The following is a 20,689-nucleotide window of genomic DNA, read 5'->3' on the forward strand; positions in this document are numbered from 1 at the left end:
AGCGTCTTACCTATCCTTTCCCGATGCGGAAGGACTTCACCGAGCGTTTGTTGCGTGGCCTGTACTCGGCCGCGCTGTACCTGTTGACGCCCGTCACCGTGTACCACCTCATCTGGCGCGGCTTCCGCTTCGCCGAGTACTTCCAGCGCTGGAACGAACGCTTCGGCAGCTACGAGCGCAGACCCGAGCCGGCCGACATCTGGCTGCACGCGGTGTCGGTGGGCGAAGTCAACGCCGCCGCGCCGGTGGTGGAAGCGCTGCGCCGCGCGCGGCCGGACCTGCGCTGGGTGGTGACCACCATCACCCCGACCGGTTCGGAGCGGGTCGCCGCGCTGTGGGGAGACAGCGTCGAGCACGTCTACGCGCCCTACGATCTGCCCGGCGCGGTCGGGCGTTTCCTCGATCACTACCGCCCCGCCATCGGCCTGGTGATGGAAACCGAACTCTGGCCCAACCTGCTGTTCGGCTGCCAGGATCGGCATATCCCGACCTACATCCTCAACGGCCGCCTGTCGGCGCGCTCGCTGCGCGGCTACAGCGTGCTGCGACCGCTGATCGCGCGCACCCTGGGCACCCTGCGCCGGATCGCCGCGCAGTCCGATGCCGATGCCCGCCGCTTCGTGGTACTGGGCGCCCGTCCGGAACAGGTGCGGGACATCGGCAACCTCAAGTTCGACGTGCGGATGCCGGAAGGACTGGATGCGTTCGCGGCGGGATTCCGCGCGAGCGTCGGCCAACGCCCGGTCTGGATCGCGGCGAGTACCCACGAGGACGAAGAGTCGGCGGTGCTGGCCATCCATCGGCATCTGCGCCAGCAATGGCCGGATCTGCTGCTGCTGTGGGCGCCGCGCCATCCGGAGCGGTTCGCGCGCGTGCAGGAGGCAGCCGAAGCGGCGCACCTGCGCACCGGCACCCGCCGCGGCCAGCGTTGGCCGGGCACCGACAGCGATGTCTTCGTCATCGACACCCTGGGTGAACTGGCCTCGTTCTATGCCTGCGCCGACGTCGCGTTCGTCGGCGGCAGCCTGCAGCCGATTGGTGGCCACAACCTGCTGGAACCGGCGGCGGTGGGAACCCCGGCGGTGACCGGGCCGCACCTGCACAACTTCGTCGAGATCACCAAGCTGCTCAAGGAAGCCGACGCCTTGATCGTCGGCCAGGACGCGCAGGCGGTGGCGGCGGCGGTGCAGCGGCTGCTGGCCGATCCGATCGAACGCCAGCGCATGGCCGACAACGGACGCGCGCTGGTGGAGCATGGTCGTGGCGCGCTCGCCCGCACACTGGCGATGATCGCGCCCGATCTGCCACCCGCGGTGGACTGACGCGTGGAGTTTGCCCCGTCGCCTCCGCAATCCCTGGCCGGCGTGCGCGTGCTGGATCTGTCGCGGGTGCTGGCCGGCCCCTGGTGCACCCAAACCCTTGCCGACCTGGGGGCCGAAGTGATCAAGATCGAGCGCCCCGGCAGCGGTGACGACACCCGTGGCTGGGGCCCGCCGTTCCTGCGTGATCGCGACGGTCACGAAACCGGCGAGTCCGCCTATTACCTGTGCGCCAACCGCAACAAACGTTCGCTCGCGATCGACATCGCCTCACCGGCGGGACAGGTCCTGATCCGCCGATTGGCGCGCGACTGCGACGTGGTGGTCGAGAACTTCAAGGTCGGCGACATGGCGCGCTACGGCCTGGATGCCGACAGCCTGCGCACCGCCGATCCGCGCCTGATTTATTGCTCGATCACCGGCTACGGTCAGACCGGCCCGTATGCGCACCGTCCCGGCTACGACTTCGCGGTGCAGGGAATGGGTGGATTGATGAGCGTGACCGGCGAGCGGGACGGGGTTCCCGGCGCGGGGCCGCAGAAGGTCGGCGTGGCGGTCGCGGACCTGTTCACCGGCATGTACGCCACCGTCGCCATCCTCGCCGCGTTGCGGCACCGTGATGCCACCGGTGAAGGACAGGTGATCGACATGGCCCTGCTCGATGCGCAGGTGGCGATGCTCGCGAACCTGGGCAGCCAGTACCTGGTGGGAGGACGCGTGCCGCACCGGATGGGCAATGGCCATCCGAGCATCGTGCCGTACCAGGCGTTCGAGGTCGCCGACGGCCACGTCATCCTCGCCATCGGCAATGACGCCCAGTTCGCCCGCTTCTGCGTCATCGCGGAACATCCGGAATGGGCTGGCGATCCACGCTTCGCGCGCAACGCCGACCGGGTACGGAACCGTGAACAGTTGGTGCCGCTGATCGCTGCCGTGATGCGAGGGCGCGATCGCGCCCAATGGCTGGAGGCGCTCGAGGCGGCCGGCATTCCCTGCAGCCCGGTCAACGCGATCGACGAAGTGTTCGCGGATCCGCAGGTACGCGCCCGCGGCCTGCGGCTGGCCATCGATCACCCGCAACAGGACGCATTGCCGATGGTGGCCAGTCCTCTGCGGCTCTCGGCGACGCCGGTGCAATACCGGCGTCCGCCTCCCATGCGGGGGCAGCACACCGACGAAGTCCTGCGGGAGTTCGGCTGGTCGGCGCAGGAAATCGATGATCTTCGCGCGCAGGACGCCATCGAATGACGAAAAAAAAAGCGGGCCGAGGCCCGCCTTTTCTCATCTGCGGATGAAAAACCGGTCAGTTCGTGGTGGCCGCCGGCGCCAGACGCGCCTCGGCATTGACCGTCAACAGCCGGTTCACGTCCTCCACGTCACCGCGCTCCAGCGTGCCGGCGGCCTGCTCCAGCAGTAGCCGGTTCTGCAGGTACTGGTACTTGGAGCGGGCGTACTCGACCTGGGCCTGGAACAGCGTGCGCTGGTTCTGCAACACGTCCAGCACGGTGCGGGTACCGACTTCCAGGCCGACCTCGGAGGCATCGTAGGCGCTCTGTGCCGACACCACCGCCAGGCGGCGGGCCTCGACTTCGCTCACGCCCGCGACCAGGGCTTGGTAGACGTTGCTGGTATTGCGGATGAGGGCGCGCTTGGTCTGCTCGACGGTATCGTCGGCGATGTCGCGCTGGGCCAGGGCCTGGCGCACGCGCGACTGGGTGGCGCCACCGGCGAACAGCGGCACGTTCAAGGAAATGCCCCACTTGTAGCCTTCATTGTCCTGCGAGATGCCCGGGCTGCCAGGACCATGCACGGAATCCCAGCTGGCGCCGTTGTTGTAGCTGCCCTGAAAGCTGAGCGTCGGATAGTGGCCCGCGCGCGCGCTGGACACGCCGAAGTCGGCCGCCTGCTTCTGGAACTCGACGGCCTTCAATGCGGGATTCTGTTCCACCGCGCGATCCACCCAGCCCTGTGCCGACTGCTCGGCCGGCAGTTCCGGACGGAAATCATCCGGCAGGCCTTGCAGGTTGCTCACTGGCTGGCCGGTCAGTTCGGTCAGGGCGCGGTAGGCGTCGTCCAGGGCATTGCGGCTCAGGATGGTGCTGGCGCGGGCGCTGTCGTACTGGGCGCGGGCTTCATGCACGTCGGTGATCGGTGCCAGGCCGACTTCCAGGCGCTTCTGGGTGTAGTCGAACTGCTTCTTGGCGGCGGCCTCGTTGGTCTGGGCCGCGGCCAGCGACTCGATCGCGATCAGCACATCGAAGTAGGCCGCCGAGGTGCGGGTGATCAGTTCCTGGTTCGACGAGTTGAGGTTGTAGTCGGCCGCCGTGCTGTTGGCCCGCTCTGCACGCAGATTGGAAATCCGGCTCCAGTCGAAGATGGACTGGCTCAGCGTTGCGCCATACGAACGGCCCTTGGTATCGCCGACGGAGACGACGTTGCCGAACTGATCCTGCTGGAAACTGCCCGGACGGCTGCTATGGGTACGGTCGTAACCGACCGAACCGTCGAGCTGCGGCAGCAGCGCGGCACGTGCCTGCACCTTGCCTTCCTTGGTGTTCAGCGTGTTGGATTCTGCGATCGACAGCTGGGTATCGCCGGTCCGCGCCAGATCGAAGGTCTGGAGCAGGTCGGTGGCGCTGGCGCTGAAGGGCAGGGCAAGGGCGAGCGCGAGTACGAGGGGGCGACGGCTCATGCGGGTTCCTTATTTATCCTTAGAAGACGAACTTCGGCGCCGGGGCGGCACCGACGAGGTAGGCGAGATCGGTCTCGAACAACGATTCGACGCGCGCGCCGTTGACATCGGCGTGGTGCAGCACCGCTTCCATCACCGGCGATTGGCCACGGACCACGAACAGGCGGCCGCCGGGACGCAGCCATTCCAGGAAGCGCGCCGGGATGCTGTCGACCGCACCGGTCACGCAGATCGCGTCGAAACGGCGATCGGTGGTGTAGTGCAGCGCATCCGCCGTCTCGATGCGGACGTTGTTGCCCAGGCCGGTGCGCTCCAGGCGCTCGCGCGCCGCGGAGGCGAGTTCGGGCTGGATTTCCAGACTGACCACGTCGCGCGCGAGCGCGCCGAGGCAGGCGGCCAGGTAGCCGCTGCCGGTGCCGATTTCCAGCACTTCCTCATCGGACTGGATGTTCAGCGCCTGCAGGGCGCGACCCTCGAGCACCGGCTTCATCATCTTCTGGCCGTGGCCCAGCGGGATTTCCAGATCCGCATACGCCAGCGCGCGGTGAATCTCCGGCACGAAGGCCTCGCGCGGCAGCGTGGCCAGCACGTCCAGCACGCGAACTTCCAGCACGTCCCAGGGGCGTACCTGCTGTTCGACCATGTTTTCGCGGGCGAGGGAATAATCGATCGTCATGGGGGAAGTCATCCGGCGCGTGGGACTGGGCCGAACATTTTACCGGGACGGCTCCGGTCGCGCTCGGGAAGGATCGCGGCTGGCCCCCCCATGGCGCAGTGCCGGAAGTCATCGCGACCTCCGTCGGTAATCCGCGGTTGCACGGGCCTAGCGCTTGCCATACGCCCGCAGGAACAGGTCCACGCAGGCGTCCAGATGGCTGGCCACGTCGCCCCGGCCCGGCCGCTCGCCGAACCCACACATCATGCGCCCGTGGAGATCGCCCTTGATCAGGGTGAAGAACTGCTCGGCGGCACGCGGAACCTCCGGAATATCCAGTTCCCCGGCGTCCACCCGCGCCTGCAGCAGGGCGGCGAAGGCATCGTGGGTCCGCTGGGGACCGGCCTGCCAGAACACCTGCTTCAGGTTGTCGTCGATATTGCCCGGGACCATCATCATCCGTTGGGTGCTGATGGCCTCGTCGCTGCTGATCAGGGCAAAAAAGGCCTGGGCGATGACCCGCAACTGGTCGCGCAGCGGCCCCTCCAGTTCGATCTGGAACAGGTCGTCGGGCAGCATTTCCTCGCACTTGGCCCGCACCGCCTCGGTGAACAAGGCCTCCTTGTCACCGAAATGGCTGTATACGGTGAGCTTGGAGACGCCGGCTTCGGCGGCGATCTGGTCCATGGACGTGCCGCCGAAACCCTCGCGGGCGAACAGCCGCTTGGCGGCATCCAGGATGGCGGCGCGCTTGCCGAGATCCTTGGGACGCCCCGGCCCGGGAGCGGGCTTGGCGGCTGGACGGCGGCTGGCGGGAGGAACGGGGCTGGCCATTCGGCAATACTAGACTACTCGGTTCGATATTTATACTATACCGGCAAGTCCATTAATTACTGAATGACAACGGAGTCGCCATGCACGGGCACGGCTTGCGCGGGATCGGAATGGGTCTGTTCCTCGGATTGGCGCTGTCGGCCTGCGGGGATAGCGGGGAAACCGCGGAAATCCCGCGCCCGGCCATGGTGGTACACCCCTCGGGCGGTGTCGACGCCGCGCTGACGGCGTACGCCGGCGAAGTGCGGGCCCGCGAGGAAAGCCCGCTGTCGTTCCGGGTCGGCGGGAACCTGATCCGGCGCAACGTGGACGCCGGCGCCCGGGTCCACCGAGGCGAAGTGCTGGCGGTGCTGGATGCGGGCGATTTCGGCCTGCAGGAACAGGCCGCGCGCGCCGAACTGGCGGCGGCCGAAGCCGAACTGGCCCGCACCCGCGGCGATCGCGATCGCTACGCGAAGCTGGTGGAGCAGGCGGTGGTCAGTCGCTCCGCTTACGACGCCCAGGTCGCGGCCTACAAGGCGGCCGAGGGTCGCGCCCGCGCGGCTCGCGCGCAGATGGAAGTGATGCGCAACCAGGCCGGCTATTCGCAACTGCGCGCGCCGCGTGACGGCGTGATCGCCAGCCGCCAGGCCGAGGCCGGCCAGGTGGTCGCCGCCGGCCAGACCATCTATACGCTGGCCGCCGATGGCGGGCGCGAGGTGGCGATCGGCCTGCCCGAGAACCGCATCCGCGAGTTCAATGTCGACCAGCCGGTGCTGGTGGAATTGTGGAACGCGCCCGGCGAACGCCTGCCGGGCACGATCCGTGAAATCGCCCCGGCGGCGGATCCGCAGACCCGTACCTACGCGGCGCGGGTCAGCCTGGTCGGCGAGGCGGTCAACGCGGTCGAACTCGGCCAGAGCGCGCGCGTCTACGTGCAGGAACATGGCGCCAAGGCGGCGCTGAAGCTGCCGCTGTCGGCGGTGCAGCGCGGCGCCCAGGGCGGCACCGCCGTGTGGGTGGTGGATCCGAAGACCGGCAAGGTCGGCCTGCGCCCGGTTCGACTGGGTGCCTACGGCGATACCGAGGTGCCGGTGCTGTCGGGTGTCGCCGCAACCGATTGGGTGGTCGCAGGAGGCGGGCACCTGTTGCGCGAGGGCGTGACGGTAACCCCGGTGGACCGCGACAACCGCCCCGTGCTGGCGACGCCGGCCAAGGGTGCGCCGTGATGAAGGCGCCGACAGGGAAGGCGCGCGCGCCCGGGCGGGTTCCGGGCGCCCCGCACGCTGAAGGGAGCCGCTGATCATGCGCCGCTTCAATGTCTCCGAGTGGGCGCTGACCAACCGCTCGCTGGTGCTGTTCGCGATGATCGTGCTGGCGCTGATCGGTGGCTGGTCGTACCGGCACCTCGGCCAGTCAGAGGATCCGCCGTTCACCTTCAAGGCAATGGTGGTGCGCACGGTGTGGCCGGGCGCGACCGCGGATGAAGTGTCCAAGCAGGTCACCGAGCGCATCGAGAAGGCGCTGATGACCACGGGCAAGTACGAGTTCATCCGTTCGTACTCGCGTGCGGGGGAATCGCAGGTCATCTTCATGGCCCGCGACTCGCTCAAGTCCAGGGACATTCCCGAACTCTGGTACCAGATCCGCAAGAAGGTCGGCGACGTACGCTACACCTTGCCGGAAGGCACGGTCGGACCGTTCTTCAACGACGAGTTCGGCGATACGTTCGGCAACATCTACGCCCTGACCGGTCCCGGCTTCGACTATGCGGTGATGAAGGACTACGCGGATCGCATCCAACTGGAACTGCAGCGCGTGTCCGATGTCGGCAAGGTGGAACTGGTCGGCCTGCAGGACGAGAAGATCTGGATCGAGCTGTCCAACACCAAGCTGGCCACGCTGGGCATCCCGCTGGCCGCGGTGCAACAGGCGGTGGATGAACAGAACGCGATGACTTCCGCCGGCTTCTTCGAGACGCCGAGCGATCGCGTGCAATTGCGGGTCAGCGGCGAGTTCAGCACGGTCGAGGAAATCCGCGAATTCCCGATCCATGCCGGCGGCCGCACCGTCCGGCTGGGCGACATCGCGGAGGTGCGGCGCGGCTTCGCGGATCCGTCCGCGCCGAAGATGCGCTTCATGGGCGAGGACGCCATCGGCATCGCGGTGGCGATGAAGGACGGTGGCGACATCCTCAAGCTTGGCGATACCCTCGAACACGAGTTCCAGCGCCTGCAGAAGACCCTGCCGGTTGGCATGCAGCTGCGCAAGGTGTCCGACCAGCCGCATGCGGTGGAGGAATCGGTCGGCGAATTCGTGCGGGTGCTGACCGAAGCGGTCGTCATCGTCCTGGTGGTCAGCTTCTTCTCGCTGGGCCTGCGCACCGGCCTCGTGGTCGCGGTCTCGATTCCGCTGGTGCTGGCGATGACCTTCGCGGTGATGCATTACTTTGGCATCGGCCTGCACAAGATCTCGCTGGGCGCGCTGGTGCTGGCGCTGGGCCTGCTGGTGGACGACGCCATCATCGCGGTGGAGATGATGGCCATCAAGATGGAGCAAGGCTACGACCGGCTGAAGGCCGCCAGCTTCGCCTACGAGTCGACCGCTTTCCCGATGCTGACCGGCACCCTGGTCACCGCGGCCGGCTTCCTGCCGATCGCCACGGCGGCCTCCAGCACCGGCGAGTACACCCGTTCGCTGTTCCAGGTGGTGACCATCGCGCTGGTGGTGTCCTGGATCGCCGCGGTGCTGTTCATCCCGTACCTGGGCGACAAGATGCTGCCGGACCTGGACCAGCCGCGTGCGCCGAAGCCGGGCTCGCTGGCCGCGCGCTGGCATGGACTGCGTGCGCGCCTGGCCGATCGCCATCCCGCCCTGGCCGGCTGGCTGGAGCCGGCGCCGCACGACGCGCACGAGCATGATCCCTACCAGCGGCCGTTCTACCAGAAGTTCCGCAAGCTGCTGGACGCCTGCCTGCGCCATCGCTGGCTGGTGATCGGGGTGACCGCGCTGGCGTTCGTGCTGTCGATCGTGATGTTCCGGTTCATCCCGCAGCAGTTCTTCCCCGATTCGGTGCGTCCGGAATTGATGGTGGATCTGGAACTGGCCGAGGGCAGCTCGCTCAAGTCCACCGACGCGCAGGCGCGCCAACTGGAGAAGTTGCTGGCCAGGCGCGAAGGCATCCAGAACTACGTGGCCTACATCGGCACCGGTTCGCCGCGCTTCTACCTGCCGCTGGATCAGCAATTGCCGCAGGCCAATTTCTCCCAGTTCGTGGTGCTGGCCGATGACATCGAGTCGCGCGAGGCGACCCGCAAGTGGCTGATCGAGGAGGTGGCGCGGCAGTTCCCGCAGCTGCAGTTCCGGGTCACCCGCCTGGAGAACGGCCCGCCGGTGGGCTATCCGGTCCAGTTCCGCGTCTCCGGCGAACATATCGAGCGCGTGCAGGCGCTGGCGCGCCAGGTGGCCGAGAAGGTGCGGGCGAATCCGCATGTCGCCAACGTCAACCTGGACTGGGACGAGCCCAGCAAGATCGTGCGCCTGGTGATCGATCAGGATCGCGCGCGCGCGCTGGGCGTCAGTACCGCGCAGGTGTCCCACTTCCTGACCAGTTCGCTGTCCGGGCTGCATGTCAGCACTTACCGGGAAGGCAACGAACTGATCGAGATCCTGTTGCGTGGCCCGGAACGCGAGCGCGCGCGCATGGATCTGGTGGGCAGCCTGGCGGTGCCGACCAGCAACGGCGGCAGCGTGCCGCTGTCGCAGATCGCCAACCTCGAGTACGCCTTCGAGGATGGCATCATCTGGCACCGCAATCGCCTGCCGACGGTGACGGTGCGCGCGGACCTCAATACCGATTCACTGACGCCGCCGACCGTGGTGGGCCAGATCCAGCCGACCCTGGAAGACATCCGCAAGGCATTGCCGGAGGGCTACCTGCTGGAGACCGGCGGCACCGTCGAGGATTCGGCACGCGGCCAGAATTCGATCAACGCCGGCATGCCGCTGTTCCTGCTGGTGGTGGCGACCCTGCTGATGCTGCAGTTGCGCAGCTTCCCGCGGATGGCGCTGGTGGCGCTGACCGCGCCGCTGGGCCTGATCGGCGTGACCCTGGCGCTGTTGATCTTCCGGGTGCCGTTCGGTTTCGTCGCCATGCTCGGTACCATCGCGCTGGCCGGCATGATCATGCGCAACTCGGTGATCCTGGTCGACCAGATCCAGCAGGACATCGATGCCGGCCACGACCGCTGGCACGCGATCATCGACGCCACGGTGCGCCGGTTCCGTCCGATCGTGCTGACCGCGCTGGCGGCGGTGCTGGCGATGATCCCGCTCTCGCGCAGCGCGTTCTTCGGGCCGATGGCGGTGGCGATCATGGGCGGGCTGACCGTGGCGACCCTGCTGACCCTGCTGTTCCTGCCGGCGCTGTACGCGGCCTGGTTCAAGGTCAAGCCCGAGGAAGGCGACACGGCCTGATTACCCGGACGTTGCAATGACTGGCGGTGGACTTCGGTCCACCGCCATGCGCATCCGGTCGGCGTTGGACCGGAACGGACCCGCGGCGGCGCAGGCCGTTACCCGAGATGTCGCGGGACCCTGGCGCGCAGCAGCGCGACGAGGGCCGGATCCATGTAGTCGTAGTCGTCCGGGATGTCGAGGCAGATGATGCGCTGGCGTCCCAGGTGGCGACGGAATCGAGACGACAGCTTGTTGCGGTGCGCGCGCTCCATGACGAACACCACGTCCGCCCAGGCCAGCAGCTCAGGCGTGAGCGGATTTTCCGCATCGTTGTTCAGGCCGGCCGAGGCGGTTTCCACCCCCGGCCAATCCGCGAACACCTGTTCCGCGGTCGGACTGCGCAACCGGTTCTGGCTGCAGATGAAAAGCACCTTGCGCATGCGTGTTGGCTTCAACCGTCGAGCGCGTGGTCGGCCGCGGCACGGGCATGCAGCGAGGTCGTGTCGAACAGCGGGACGCGTGAATCCGCCGACCCGACCAGCAGCGAGATTTCCGTGCAGCCCAGGATGATCGCCTCCGCGCCGCGCGCGACCAGGCGTTCGATGACACCGCGATAGCGGGCGCGCGATGCGTCATCGATGAGGCCCTGGCAGAGTTCGTCATAGATGACGCGGTGGACTTCGAGGCGGTCCCCCGCCTCGGGAACGAGCACCTCCAGGCCGTGTTCGCGTTGCAGACGGGCACGATAGAAATCTTCCTCCATCGTGAAACGCGTGCCGAGCAGCCCGACGCGGCGGAAGCCTTTCGAGGCGATCGCGAGGGCGGTGGGATCGGCGATATGCAGCAGCGGCAGCGCCGTCGCGGCTTCCACCGTCGGCGCGACCTTGTGCATGGTGTTGGTGCAGATCACCAGGAAATCCGCGCCCGCGCCCTGCAGGCGCCTGGCGGCATCCGCCAGCAATGCGCCCGCGCGGTCCCAATCTCCGGCGTGCTGGAGTTGTTCAACTTCATGGAAATCCACGCTGTAGAGCAGAATCCTGGCCGAGTGCAGTCCACCGATCCGTTCCTGCACCCGCTGGTTGATGAGGCGGTAGTAGGGCACGGTGGATTCCCAGCTCATGCCGCCGAGCATTCCAATGGTTTTCATGTCGGCATTGTAGTGGCGAAGGAAACCCGCGCGCACGCAGGGGGCGGCAGCATTACTCGACTCGCATCAGTAGACGCGTTCCGGGGCTTGCCGGGTTTCCCCCGCCGGCGCCGGGTCGGACGGGAAGATGAGCTGCGCGAGCAGCAGGATCCACGTGGGAATCACGAGCCATCCACGCCAGACATGCGCAAGTCCGAGGTCCGGAAACCCGTGGTTTGCCAGCAGATGGAACGCGCCGAAGAACAGCAGCGCGAAAAGGGGAATCAGCCGCGGTTGCATCCAGTCCAGGGCACTGGATGCGGCGCGGTCGCGCGGATCCGTCCCTGCGTCGAGCAGGAAGACCAGGGCAAGCGGAAGCATGCCGCCCAGGACGGGCCATTCCGCGAGCGCGCCGATGCCCCACAGGGTGACCAGCGTGGTGGAAACCACGAGTTTCAGGCGCTGCTTCCTGTCTGGTGCCATGTCCGCGTTCCTCCCGAAGGCGAGGCGACTATGTCCGTCCCCGGCGACGGCTGCAAGCGAAGGGACGGACGCGCGGCCAAAAAAAAGGCGGGCCGAAGCCCGCCCACCAGAGAGAGCAGACTCAGTCCCTGAGTTCGGCCACGTAGCAATGCTCGTTCAACTGTTCGATCACCGCCTGCGCGGCGACCTGGGTCGAGACACCGCGGCCGCCGGCGGCCAGATCGTTGGTGAATACCTGGGCGTTGAGCGCACCGTCGACGGCGCGTTCGATGCAGTCGGCATCCTCGTGCAGGCCCAGGGAATGGCGCAGCAGCATCGCGCAACTCAGGATGGTGGCGTAGGGATTGGCGATGCCCTTGCCGGCGATGTCGGGCGCGGAACCGTGGATCGGCTCGTACAGGCCGACCTTGCCGTCGCCCAGCGATGCGGAGGGCAGCAGGCCCAGCGAACCGGCCAGCATCGAGGCCTCGTCGGTCAGGATGTCGCCGAACATGTTTTCGGTGACGATCACGTCGTACTCGCGCGGGCGGGACAGCAGATGCATGGCCATCGCGTCGACCAGCACGTGCTCCAGTTTGACGTCGGCGAATTCCTCGCGGCCGATGCGGGCGGTGACATCGCGCCACAGGCGCGAGGTTTCCAGCACGTTGGCCTTGTCCACCGACACCAGGTAGCCGCGGCGCTGGCGGGCCAGGCGGAAGGCGCTGCGCACCACCCGCTCGATCTCGGTGACGCTGTAGCTGCACAGATCGCTGGCGCCGCGCTCATCGCGGGTCTTGTCGCCGAAGTAGATGCCTCCGGTCAGTTCGCGCACGACCATGATGTCCACGCCGGTCAGCAGGTGAGGCTTGATCGGCGAGGCGTTGAGCGCGGCCGGATGCGGCCGGACCGGCCGCAGGTTGGCGAACAGCCCCAGGCCGCGGCGCAGCGCCAGCAGGCCTTGTTCGGGGCGGATTTTCGCGTTGGGGTCGGACCATTTCGGCCCACCCACCGCACCCAGCAGCACCGCGTCGGCCTGTTGGCAGGCGCGCAGGGTGGCGGCCGGCAGCGGATCGTCGTGGCGATCGATGGCGATGCCGCCGATGTCGTGTTCGGCGAAGGAGAAGTCGTGGCCGTGGCGGCGCGCCACGGTACGCAGGACGGAGACGGCGGCGGCGGTGACTTCCGGGCCGATGCCGTCGCCGGGCAGGATGGCGATTTCAGCGCGCATGGCGGGTTTCCTCGTAGTGTTCGATATCGGCCTGGCGGGCCAGCAGGTAGCCCATTTCATCGACGCCTTCCAGCAGGCAGGTCTGGGCGAAGGCATCCAGCGGGAAGGAGAAGACGCGGCCATCGGGCGTGCGCAGCTCGCGCGCAGCGATGTCGATGGCCAGTTCATCGTCAGGGCGCTCCATCAGCACCTGCACGTCATCCTCGGCCAGCACCACCGGCAGCAAGCCGTTCTTCAGACTGTTGTTGCGGAAGATGTCGGCGATCTCGCTGCTGACGATGGCGCGCAGGCCCAGATCGATGAGCGCCCACGGTGCATGTTCGCGCGACGAGCCGCAGCCGAAGTTGCGACCGGCCAGCAGGATGCTCCGCCCGGCGTTTTCCGGCTGGTTGAACGGAAACGCGGGATTGGGCGAGCCGTCGGCCTGCCAGCGCCAGTCGTTGAACGCGTTGCGGCCCAGGCCGGCGCGCTCGGTGGTCGACAGGAACCGGGCCGGGATGATCTGGTCGGTGTCGATGTTGGTCTGGCGCAGCACGACGCTCTGCGACCGCAGTTCACGGAAACCGCTCATCAGGCCACCTCCTTGCGTACGCCGAACAGTTCGCGTGGATCGCTGACCCGTCCGTTCACCGCCGCCCAGGCCGCGCTTAGCGGCGAGGCCAGCAGGGTGCGCGAGCCGGGCCCCTGGCGGCCCTCGAAATTGCGGTTGCTGGTGCTGACCGCCAACTGGCCCGGCGCGACCAGGTCACCGTTCATGGCGATGCACATCGAACAGCCGGGTTCACGCCATTCCGCGCCGGCGGCGCGCACGACGGCGTCGATGCCTTCAGCCTCTGCCTGGCGCTTGACCTGTTCCGAGCCCGGCACGACCAGCATGCGCACGCGCGGATCGATGCTGCGGCCGCGCAGCACCGAGGCGACCTCGCGCATGTCGCTCAGGCGGCCGTTGGTGCAGGACCCGACGAACACCACGTCCACCGGCGTGCCGGCCAGGGCGTGCCCGGCCTCCAGCGCCATGTAGTCCAGCGCCTTGCGCGCGGCGGCATCGTTGGCGGCGGGAATCGGGGCGTCGATCGCGATCGCGGTGCCCGGATGGGTACCCCAGGTCAGGGTCGGGCGGATGTCGGCGGCGTCGATGCGCACCTCCACGTCGTAGCCGGCGCCGTCGTCGCTGCGCAGTGATGACCATTCACGCTTTGCCTGCTCGAAATCGGCACCCTTGGGCGCGCGCGGCGCCCGTGCCAGCCAGGCGAAGGTGGTGTTGTCCGGCGCGACCATGCCGGCGCGCGCGCCGGCCTCGATCGACATGTTGCACAGGGTCATGCGCTGCTCCATGTCCATCGCGCGGATGGTCGAGCCGCGATACTCGATCACGTGGCCGGTACCGCCGTTGACGCCGATCACGCCGATGATGTGCAGGATGACGTCCTTGGCGCCGACACCGGGCGCCAGTTCGCCATCCACGGTGATCGCCATGGATTTCGGCTTGCGCTGCAGCAGGCACTGGGTGGCCAGCACGTGGCCGACCTCGCTGGTGCCGATGCCGAACGCCAGCGCGCCGAACGCGCCGTGGGTGGAGGTATGGCTGTCGCCGCAGACGATGGTCATGCCCGGCTGGGTGAAGCCCAGCTCCGGCGCGATGACATGGACGATGCCGCGCTGGTCCGAACCCATGTCGAACAGTTCGATGCTGTGCTCGGCGCAGTTGCGCGCCAGCGTCTCGACCTGGGTTTCGGCGGCGGCCGTGTAGTAGGGCAGCTTGCCGTCGGCGCCAGCGGGCAGGGTGGGGGTGGAGTGATCCATGGTCGCCTTGGTGCGATCCGGGCGGCGCGGCTTCAGGCCGCGTGACTTCAGCTCGGTGAAGGCCTGCGGTGAGGTGACCTCGTGGATCAGGTGCAGATCGATGTACAGCACCGCGGGCGCGGCGTCGCTCTCGGGACTGACGACGTGTGCGTCCCACAGCTTGTCGAACAGGGTACGGGGAGGTTGGGTGGTCATGGTCGATGGGTCGATGGGATTCATGTCGCGGATTAGGCGGCCGCCATTTCCTGGCTGGTCACGCGGCGACGGCGCAGCAGCCGGTTGGCGACGTCCAGCCAGGCCAGCGCCGAGGCCTCGATGATGTCTTTGCTGGTGCCGGTGCCCTCGTATTCCTCGCCTTCGCAGCGCACCGACAGGCTGGCCTCGCCACGCGCGTCGGCGCCGATGCCGACGCTGTGCACCTGGTAGCTTTCCAGCTGCAGCTGCACGCCGGTGGCGGCGGACAACGCACCGAACAGCGCATCGACCGGGCCATTGCCCTGGGCGGTCTCGGCGACGCGGTTGCCGTCCGGATCCGACAGCTCGACCAGCGCGTTGGCGCGGCTGCCGACGTCGCTGATGGTCATCGAGGCCAGGCGGTAGCCGTCGCTGACGGACGCGTCCTGCATCAACGTCTGCAGATCGGCGTCGCCGACCACGCGCTGCTTCTCGCACAGCGCCTTGAACTGCTCGAACACCAGCTTCAGTTCTTCCTCGTCCAGCCAGTAGCCCAGCGCGCGCAGGCGCTGCTCGACCGCGGCGCGGCCGCTGTGCCGACCCAGCACCATCTGCGAGGACGGCCAGCCGACATCCTGCGGCTGCATGATCTCGTAGGTACCGCGATGGCGCAGCATGCCGTGCTGGTGGATGCCCGACTCGTGGGCGAAGGCGTTGGCGCCGACGATCGCCTTGTTGCGCTGGACCGGCATGCCGACCAGCCGCGACAGCAGTTGCGAGGTTGGCACGATGCGGCGGGTGTCCGCCCGCGTATCCAGGTTGTAGAACGCGTTGCGTACCTTCAGCGCCATCACGATTTCCTCGATGGCGCAGTTGCCGGCGCGTTCGCCGATGCCGTTGATGGAGCCCTCGACCTGGCGTGCGCCGCCTTCGATGGCCGCCAGCGAGTTGGCCACGGCCAGGCCAAGATCGTTGTGGCAGTGGGTGCTGAACACCACCTTGTCCGCGCCGGGCACCTGCGCGATCACGCGCTGGAACATGCCGCGGATTTCCTCCGGGGTGGTGAAGCCGACCGTGTCGGGCAGGTTGATGGTGCGGGCGCCGGCGGCGATCGCGACGGCGACCACTTCGTGCAGGAAATCCTCCTCGGTGCGGGTCGCATCCTCGGCGGAGAACTCGACGTCGTCGATGTGCGCGCGCGCCAGGGTCACATGCCTGTGCACCGATTCCAGCACCTGTTCGCGGCTCATGCGCAGCTTGTGCTCGCGGTGCAGCGGACTGGTCGACAGGAACAGATGCAGGCGCGGACGGGCGGCGGCCTGCACGGTGCGCAGCGAGGTTTCGATGTCGGCGGCCAGGCAGCGCGACAGCACCGCCAGGGTGGGCTCGCGCAGCTCGCGGGCGATCAGCGCGTGCGCCTCGCGGTCCGATTGCGAACTGGCCGGGAAGCCGGTCTCGATGATGTCCACGCCCAGATCGGCCAGGCCACGCGCCATCACCAGCTTCTGTTGCGGGGTCATGCTGCAGCCGGGCGACTGCTCGCCATCGCGCAGGGTGGTGTCGAAGATGCGGACGTGATCGGATGGGGGGGATTGGGGAATGTTCGTATTCACCAGCTGGATTCCTCTGCGACGGCGGCGGCGCGGCGTTGGCGGGGCACGGGCGGCGCTGCGATGGATGGGGTGGAAGCGGGACTGCGCGGTGGCGTCCCGGTAAGCGAAGGCTCGCCTTCGCGATTGCGGCGGCGCGGCTTGCGCGGCGCACGCGGGCGGACTTCGGACAGCAGGCGCGCCAGCACGGTCGCGTCGATGTTGCCGCCGGACACCACCGCGCATTTGCGCTTGCCGGCCACGCGCCGGCCGGCGGCCAGCGCCAGCGCGCCGGCGCCCTCGGCGATGACGTGTTCCTCCAGCGCCAGCCGCACCAGGGTTTCGCGCAGTTCGGCTTCGCGCACGATCACCACGTCGTCCAGCAGGTGCGCGCACAGCCGGCGGGTGATGAAGCCGGGGATCTTGACCCGCACGCCATCGGCCAGCGAGGCGGCGGGATCGCGCGCGATGGTGTCGCCGCGGATGGCACGCGCCATCGAATCCACGCCTTCCACCTGCGCGCCGATCACCCGCACGCCCTGCGACTTCAACGCCAGGGCGACGCCCGAGGCCAGGCCGCCGCCGCCGATCGGCACGATGACGACGTCCGGCGCGTGTGGCGCGATTTCGATCCCGACCGTGCCCTGTCCGGCGATCACATCCGGATCGTCGAAGGCGGACAGGAAGCGGTAGCCGTTCTGTTCGGCCAGGTCGCGGGCGAACGCGAACGCCTCGTCGTAGCTGGCGCCGTGCTGGCGCACGGTCGCGCCCCAATGGGCAACGCCGGCAATCTTGGTTTCCGGTGCGCCGTGCGGCATCACCGTGATGGCCTGCACGCCCAACCGGTAGGCGGCCCAGGCCACGCCCTGCGCGTGGTTGCCGGCGGAGGCGCAGATGACGGGGCGGCTGTCGCCGCGTTCACGCGCGGCGAGCAAGGCATTCAGCGCGCCGCGCACCTTGTACGAGCCGGTGCGCTGCAGGTTCTCCAGCTTCAGCATCACGCCGAAGCGTTCGGCATGGTGCAGGGGCGTCGGCGGCAGGTAGCGGCGCAGGCGCGCCTGCGCGGCCAGCACGTCGGCCACGCTGACCCGGACGTCACCGACGTCCGGGTCTTCGCTGCTGGCGGCGCGTCCGGCATCAGGCATCGCGGCACGCGAACGGCTGATGTTGAAGAAGACGCCTCCGGACGTGGGTGTCGACGGCGTGGGCGGACAACGTGTTCATCACGCGGCCTCCCCGGAGTCGACGGCGGTGATCTCGACCGATTCGCAGTCGTAGATCTTCTGCATCTGCAGGCGCAGGGTTTCGGGCGGGCGCTGGCCATCGACCACCAGCTGCACGCGCCAGCGCCCGTCCGAGGGCGCGGGCTCGCCGCTGATGGCGCGCGGCGCGAAGCCACGCCGTTCGGCCATGCCGATCACGCGCGTCAGCGCGCCCTCGGCCGGTTTCAGCACCAGGTCAAGCCGGTATCGCATGGGAGGAGGGCTCCGGGCTCTGCTTGGCGGGATTGGCGTCCAGCATCGAGCTGTTGGCATGGTTGGGCGGCACCAGCGGCCACACATTGGCCTTGATGTCGATGGCGACGTGCAGCAGCGCCGGACCGGGCTGGGCCAGCAGTTCGGCCAGCGCCTCGTCGACCTGGTTGCGCAGTTCGATGCGGCGGGCGGGAATCCCGAACACCTGCGCCAGCGCGGTGAAGTCGGGGTTGTCGGACAGATCGATTTCGCTGTAGCGCTCGGCGAAGAACAGTTCCTGCCACTGCCGGACCATGCCCAGCGCGCTGTTGTCCAGCAGCACGATCTTCACCGGCAGTTTGCAGCGGGCGATGGTCGCCAGTTCCTGCACGTTCATCATGAAGCTGCCGTCGCCGCTGACCAGCACCACGGCGCGATCCGGGCAGGCGAACTGCGCGCCCATCGCCGCCGGCAGGCCGAAGCCCATGGTGCCCAACGCGCCGCTGGTCAGGTGGTTGCGCGGGTGGCCGAACTTGCAGTGCTGGGCGACCCACATCTGGTGCTGGCCGACGTCGCAGGCGACGATGGTGTCGGCGGGCGCCACTTCGGTCAGCCGCTTCAGCAGGGCGGGCGCATAGATGTCGCTGCCCGGTGCGTCATAGCGGAAGCCATGCCGCTCGCGGTTGCCGGCGCAGCGCTTGCGCCACTCCTCGCAGGTGCTGCGGGCCGCGCTCAGGGTCCGCAGACCGGCGGCGACGTCGCCGGGGATGGCGATGTCGGCGCCGCGCAGCTTGGAGATTTCGTAGGCGTCGGCGTCCAGGTGCACGACCCGCGCGAACGGCGCGAATTCGGCCAGCTTGCCGGTGGCGCGGTCATCGAAACGGGCGCCGACCACCACCAGCAGATCCGCTTCCTGCACCGCCATGTTGGCGGCGCGGGTGCCATGCATGCCCAGCATGCCCAGGAACTGCGGATGGTTGCCCGGCAGCGCGCCCAGCGCGCGCAGGGTCAGCACGGTGGGGATGCGGGTGGCCTCGACGAACTGGCGAAACGCGTCCACCGCGTCGGCCAGGGCGATGCCGCCGCCGCCGTAGATCACCGGCTTTTCCGCGCCGGCGATCGCCGCCATCGCCTCGGCCAGCCGCGCGTCCGCGGGAGCCGGCACCGGGTCGACCGTGGCCGGGACGTGATCGGGCAGATGCGAGGCATCGGCCATCTGCACGTCCTTGGGCAGATCGATCAGCACCGGCCCGGGCCGGCCTTCGCGCGCGATGCGGAAGGCTTCGCGGACCATCTCCGGCAGGTCTTCCACCCGCCGTGCCAGGAAGCTGTGCTTGACGATCGGCATGGTCAGGCCGAATACGTCCAGTTCCTGGAACGCGTCCGTGCCCATCAACGGCGTGGCGACCTGCCCGGTCAGGCAGACCATCGGCACCGAGTCCAGCATCGCGTCGGCGATGCCGGTGACCAGGTTGGAGGCGCCGGGGCCGGAGGTGGCCACGCATACGCCGACCTTGCCGCTGGCGCGGGCGTAGCCGTTGGCGGCCAGTGCCGCGCCCTGCTCATGGCGGACCAGGATGTGCTTGAGCGGGGAGTCCACCAGCGCGTCGTAGAACGGCATGATGGTGCCGCCCGGATAGCCGAACAGCGTGTCCACGCCTTCGGTTTCCAGGGCCTGGGTCAACCAGCGGGCGCCATTGCGTGGGGCAGTGGCAGCGTCGGCGTTCATGCGGCGGCGGCCTGTTCTGTATCGGGTTGGGAGGCGTTGGCCTGCAGCCACACCATCTTGGCGCGCAGCTGCTTGCCGACCACTTCGATCGGGTGCTCCAGGTCGGCCTGCTTGTACTTCTTGTAGTTCGGCAGGCCGGCTTCGTATTCGGCGATCCAGTTCTTGGTGAAGGTGCCGTCCTGGATGTCCTTCAGCACGTCCTTCATGCGCGCCTTGGTGCCGGCGTCGATCACGCGCGGGCCGCTGACGTAGTCGCCGTATTGGGCGGTCTCGGACACGAATTCCAGCATCCGGGTGATGCCGCCTTCGTAGAACAGGTCGACGATCAGCTTCAGTTCGTGCAGCACTTCGTAGTAGGCGATTTCCGGCTGGTAGCCGGCCTCCACCAGGGTCTCGAAGCCGGCCTGGACCAGCGAGGACGCGCCGCCGCACAGCACCGCCTGCTCGCCGAACAGATCGGTCTCGGTTTCTTCCTTGAAGCTGGTCTTGATGATGTTGGCGCGGGCGCCGCCCAGGCCGGCGGCGTAAGCCAGCGCCAGCGCCTCGGCCTGGCCGCTCTTGTCCTGGTAGACGGCGTAGATGCACGGCACGCCGCGGCCGATTTCGTATTCACGGCGAACCAGCGCGCCCGGGCCCTTCGGCGCGACCAGCACCACGTCCAGGTCCTCGCGCGGGGCGATCAGGCCGTAATGGACGTTCAGGCCATGGGCGAACAGCAGGCAGGCGCCGGCCTTCATGTTCGGCGCCAGCACCTCGTTGTAGAGCTGTTTCTGCACCATGTCGGGCGTCAGCACGGCGACCAGGTCGGCGTCCTTCACCGCCTCGGCCGGTGATTTGACCAGGAAGCCATCGGCCTGGGCCTTGGCCTCGGTGGGACCGCCGGGGCGCAGCCCGACGGTGACGTCGAAACCGGACTCGCGCAGGTTCAGCGCGTGCGCGCGGCCCTGGCTGCCGTAGCCGACGACGGCGATCTTGGGTTGCGGGGCGGAGGAGGCGGCGGTGGTCATTTGCGGAGTTCCTGAGTTGGGAAGGGCAGGGTGGGTTGGAAACTGCGGCAACAAAAAACCCCGCACTTCTCAGTGCGGGGTTTTTGCGAATCTGGCGTTGTTTTCTGCTTACACGCCGGTTCGTCCCGCACCTGTTGGCGAGGTAATAAGGACGACGACGAGAATGGAGGCCGCGCT

18 protein-coding genes are annotated in these 20,689 nt (G+C 68.1%); 4 read left to right on the forward strand and 14 right to left on the reverse strand.

Annotation, left to right across the window (positions count from 1 at the left end; all coding sequences use genetic code 11):
* The first annotated feature begins 23 nt into the window (after nucleotides 1-23).
* Complete coding sequence (gene waaA / locus AC3DE2_RS11560) at nucleotides 24-1,322, forward strand: lipid IV(A) 3-deoxy-D-manno-octulosonic acid transferase (RefSeq protein WP_295380837.1); 1,299 nt, start codon at nucleotides 24-26, stop codon at nucleotides 1,320-1,322.
* A gap of 3 nt (nucleotides 1,323-1,325) precedes the next feature.
* Nucleotides 1,326-2,567: a CaiB/BaiF CoA transferase family protein gene (locus AC3DE2_RS11565; protein ID WP_488426298.1), complete on the forward strand. Its 1,242-nt coding sequence runs from the start codon at nucleotides 1,326-1,328 to the stop codon at nucleotides 2,565-2,567.
* A gap of 55 nt (nucleotides 2,568-2,622) precedes the next feature.
* On the opposite strand, the gene AC3DE2_RS11570 is transcribed toward AC3DE2_RS11565, so the two are convergent.
* From AC3DE2_RS11570 to AC3DE2_RS11580, 3 genes are all read right to left on the reverse strand, one after another.
* Nucleotides 2,623-4,011, reverse strand: a complete 1,389-nt coding sequence (locus AC3DE2_RS11570; protein ID WP_295380846.1) for a TolC family outer membrane protein — start codon at nucleotides 4,009-4,011, stop codon at nucleotides 2,623-2,625.
* 19 nt (nucleotides 4,012-4,030) lie between these two features.
* On the reverse strand, nucleotides 4,031-4,687 hold the full coding sequence (locus AC3DE2_RS11575) for a protein-L-isoaspartate O-methyltransferase family protein (RefSeq protein ID WP_295380853.1): 657 nt from the start codon (nucleotides 4,685-4,687) through the stop codon (nucleotides 4,031-4,033).
* 147 nt (nucleotides 4,688-4,834) lie between these two features.
* On the reverse strand, nucleotides 4,835-5,500 hold the full coding sequence (locus AC3DE2_RS11580; protein WP_295380859.1) for a TetR/AcrR family transcriptional regulator: 666 nt from the start codon (nucleotides 5,498-5,500) through the stop codon (nucleotides 4,835-4,837).
* 80 nt (nucleotides 5,501-5,580) lie between these two features.
* On the opposite strand from AC3DE2_RS11580, the gene AC3DE2_RS11585 reads away from it, so the two are divergent.
* Together AC3DE2_RS11585 and AC3DE2_RS11590 are read left to right on the forward strand one after the other, a co-directional pair.
* Nucleotides 5,581-6,708 carry an efflux RND transporter periplasmic adaptor subunit gene (locus AC3DE2_RS11585; protein ID WP_488426299.1) on the forward strand — a complete coding sequence of 376 codons (1,128 nt, stop codon included), beginning with the start codon at nucleotides 5,581-5,583 and terminating at the stop codon, nucleotides 6,706-6,708.
* 76 nt (nucleotides 6,709-6,784) lie between these two features.
* A complete protein-coding gene (locus AC3DE2_RS11590) occupies nucleotides 6,785-9,955 on the forward strand; it encodes an efflux RND transporter permease subunit (protein WP_488426300.1) in 3,171 nt (1,056 codons plus the stop codon).
* Nucleotides 9,956-10,053: 98 nt separating this feature from the next.
* Here the strand turns inward: AC3DE2_RS11590 and AC3DE2_RS11595 are convergent, their stop codons facing one another.
* From AC3DE2_RS11595 to ilvC, 11 genes are all read right to left on the reverse strand, one after another.
* Nucleotides 10,054-10,377 (reverse strand): low molecular weight protein tyrosine phosphatase family protein, encoded by a 324-nt coding sequence (locus tag AC3DE2_RS11595; protein WP_488426301.1) that lies wholly within the window; start codon nucleotides 10,375-10,377, stop codon nucleotides 10,054-10,056.
* 11 nt (nucleotides 10,378-10,388) lie between these two features.
* Nucleotides 10,389-11,084: an aspartate/glutamate racemase family protein gene (locus tag AC3DE2_RS11600; RefSeq protein WP_488426302.1), complete on the reverse strand. Its 696-nt coding sequence runs from the start codon at nucleotides 11,082-11,084 to the stop codon at nucleotides 10,389-10,391.
* Nucleotides 11,085-11,150: 66 nt separating this feature from the next.
* Complete coding sequence (locus AC3DE2_RS11605; protein WP_488426304.1) at nucleotides 11,151-11,513, reverse strand: hypothetical protein; 363 nt, start codon at nucleotides 11,511-11,513, stop codon at nucleotides 11,151-11,153.
* A 154-nt stretch (nucleotides 11,514-11,667) separates the two neighbouring features.
* Nucleotides 11,668-12,756 carry a 3-isopropylmalate dehydrogenase gene (gene leuB, locus AC3DE2_RS11610; RefSeq protein ID WP_488426305.1) on the reverse strand — a complete coding sequence of 363 codons (1,089 nt, stop codon included), beginning with the start codon at nucleotides 12,754-12,756 and terminating at the stop codon, nucleotides 11,668-11,670.
* A complete protein-coding gene (leuD, locus tag AC3DE2_RS11615; protein ID WP_488426307.1) occupies nucleotides 12,746-13,327 on the reverse strand; it encodes a 3-isopropylmalate dehydratase small subunit in 582 nt (193 codons plus the stop codon). The genes leuB and leuD overlap by 11 nt, the downstream gene beginning before the upstream one ends.
* Nucleotides 13,327-14,778, reverse strand: a complete 1,452-nt coding sequence (leuC, locus tag AC3DE2_RS11620) for a 3-isopropylmalate dehydratase large subunit (protein WP_488426308.1) — start codon at nucleotides 14,776-14,778, stop codon at nucleotides 13,327-13,329. The genes leuD and leuC overlap by 1 nt, the downstream gene beginning before the upstream one ends.
* 8 nt (nucleotides 14,779-14,786) lie before the next feature.
* Entirely contained in the window at nucleotides 14,787-16,346 is a 1,560-nt protein-coding gene (locus tag AC3DE2_RS11625) for a 2-isopropylmalate synthase (protein WP_488426310.1), read from the reverse strand.
* On the reverse strand, nucleotides 16,343-17,467 hold the full coding sequence (locus AC3DE2_RS11630) for a threonine dehydratase (protein ID WP_295377650.1): 1,125 nt from the start codon (nucleotides 17,465-17,467) through the stop codon (nucleotides 16,343-16,345). The genes AC3DE2_RS11625 and AC3DE2_RS11630 overlap by 4 nt, the downstream gene beginning before the upstream one ends.
* Before the next feature lie 78 nt (nucleotides 17,468-17,545).
* Complete coding sequence (locus AC3DE2_RS11635; protein WP_141455474.1) at nucleotides 17,546-17,797, reverse strand: ACT domain-containing protein; 252 nt, start codon at nucleotides 17,795-17,797, stop codon at nucleotides 17,546-17,548.
* Complete coding sequence (gene ilvG / locus AC3DE2_RS11640) at nucleotides 17,781-19,505, reverse strand: acetolactate synthase 2 catalytic subunit (protein WP_488426311.1); 1,725 nt, start codon at nucleotides 19,503-19,505, stop codon at nucleotides 17,781-17,783. Before ilvG ends, AC3DE2_RS11635 begins: the two co-directional genes overlap by 17 nt.
* Complete coding sequence (gene ilvC, locus AC3DE2_RS11645) at nucleotides 19,502-20,512, reverse strand: ketol-acid reductoisomerase (protein WP_295377655.1); 1,011 nt, start codon at nucleotides 20,510-20,512, stop codon at nucleotides 19,502-19,504. The genes ilvG and ilvC overlap by 4 nt, the downstream gene beginning before the upstream one ends.
* Nucleotides 20,513-20,689: the final 177 nt, after the last annotated feature.

The sequence above is a fragment of the Pseudoxanthomonas sp. 68-E7 genome (assembly GCF_057773145.1).

Coding starts and splice junctions, on each gene's coding strand:
- AC3DE2_RS11575 (WP_295380853.1), bottom strand. CDS start 4,687: ATGACGATCGATTATTCCCTCGCCCGCGAAAACATGGTCGAACAGCAG.
- AC3DE2_RS11595 (WP_488426301.1), bottom strand. CDS start 10,377: ATGCGCAAGGTGCTTTTCATCTGCAGCCAGAACCGGTTGCGCAGTCCG.
- leuB (WP_488426305.1), bottom strand. CDS start 12,756: ATGCGCGCTGAAATCGCCATCCTGCCCGGCGACGGCATCGGCCCGGAA.
- leuC (WP_488426308.1), bottom strand. CDS start 14,778: ATGAATCCCATCGACCCATCGACCATGACCACCCAACCTCCCCGTACC.
- AC3DE2_RS11585 (WP_488426299.1), top strand. CDS start 5,581: ATGCACGGGCACGGCTTGCGCGGGATCGGAATGGGTCTGTTCCTCGGA.
- AC3DE2_RS11590 (WP_488426300.1), top strand. CDS start 6,785: ATGCGCCGCTTCAATGTCTCCGAGTGGGCGCTGACCAACCGCTCGCTG.
- ilvG (WP_488426311.1), bottom strand. CDS start 19,505: ATGAACGCCGACGCTGCCACTGCCCCACGCAATGGCGCCCGCTGGTTG.
- AC3DE2_RS11600 (WP_488426302.1), bottom strand. CDS start 11,084: ATGAAAACCATTGGAATGCTCGGCGGCATGAGCTGGGAATCCACCGTG.
- waaA (WP_295380837.1), top strand. CDS start 24: ATGCGGAAGGACTTCACCGAGCGTTTGTTGCGTGGCCTGTACTCGGCC.
- AC3DE2_RS11630 (WP_295377650.1), bottom strand. CDS start 17,467: ATGCCTGATGCCGGACGCGCCGCCAGCAGCGAAGACCCGGACGTCGGT.
- AC3DE2_RS11570 (WP_295380846.1), bottom strand. CDS start 4,011: ATGAGCCGTCGCCCCCTCGTACTCGCGCTCGCCCTTGCCCTGCCCTTC.
- AC3DE2_RS11635 (WP_141455474.1), bottom strand. CDS start 17,797: ATGCGATACCGGCTTGACCTGGTGCTGAAACCGGCCGAGGGCGCGCTG.
- AC3DE2_RS11580 (WP_295380859.1), bottom strand. CDS start 5,500: ATGGCCAGCCCCGTTCCTCCCGCCAGCCGCCGTCCAGCCGCCAAGCCC.
- ilvC (WP_295377655.1), bottom strand. CDS start 20,512: ATGACCACCGCCGCCTCCTCCGCCCCGCAACCCAAGATCGCCGTCGTC.
- leuD (WP_488426307.1), bottom strand. CDS start 13,327: ATGAGCGGTTTCCGTGAACTGCGGTCGCAGAGCGTCGTGCTGCGCCAG.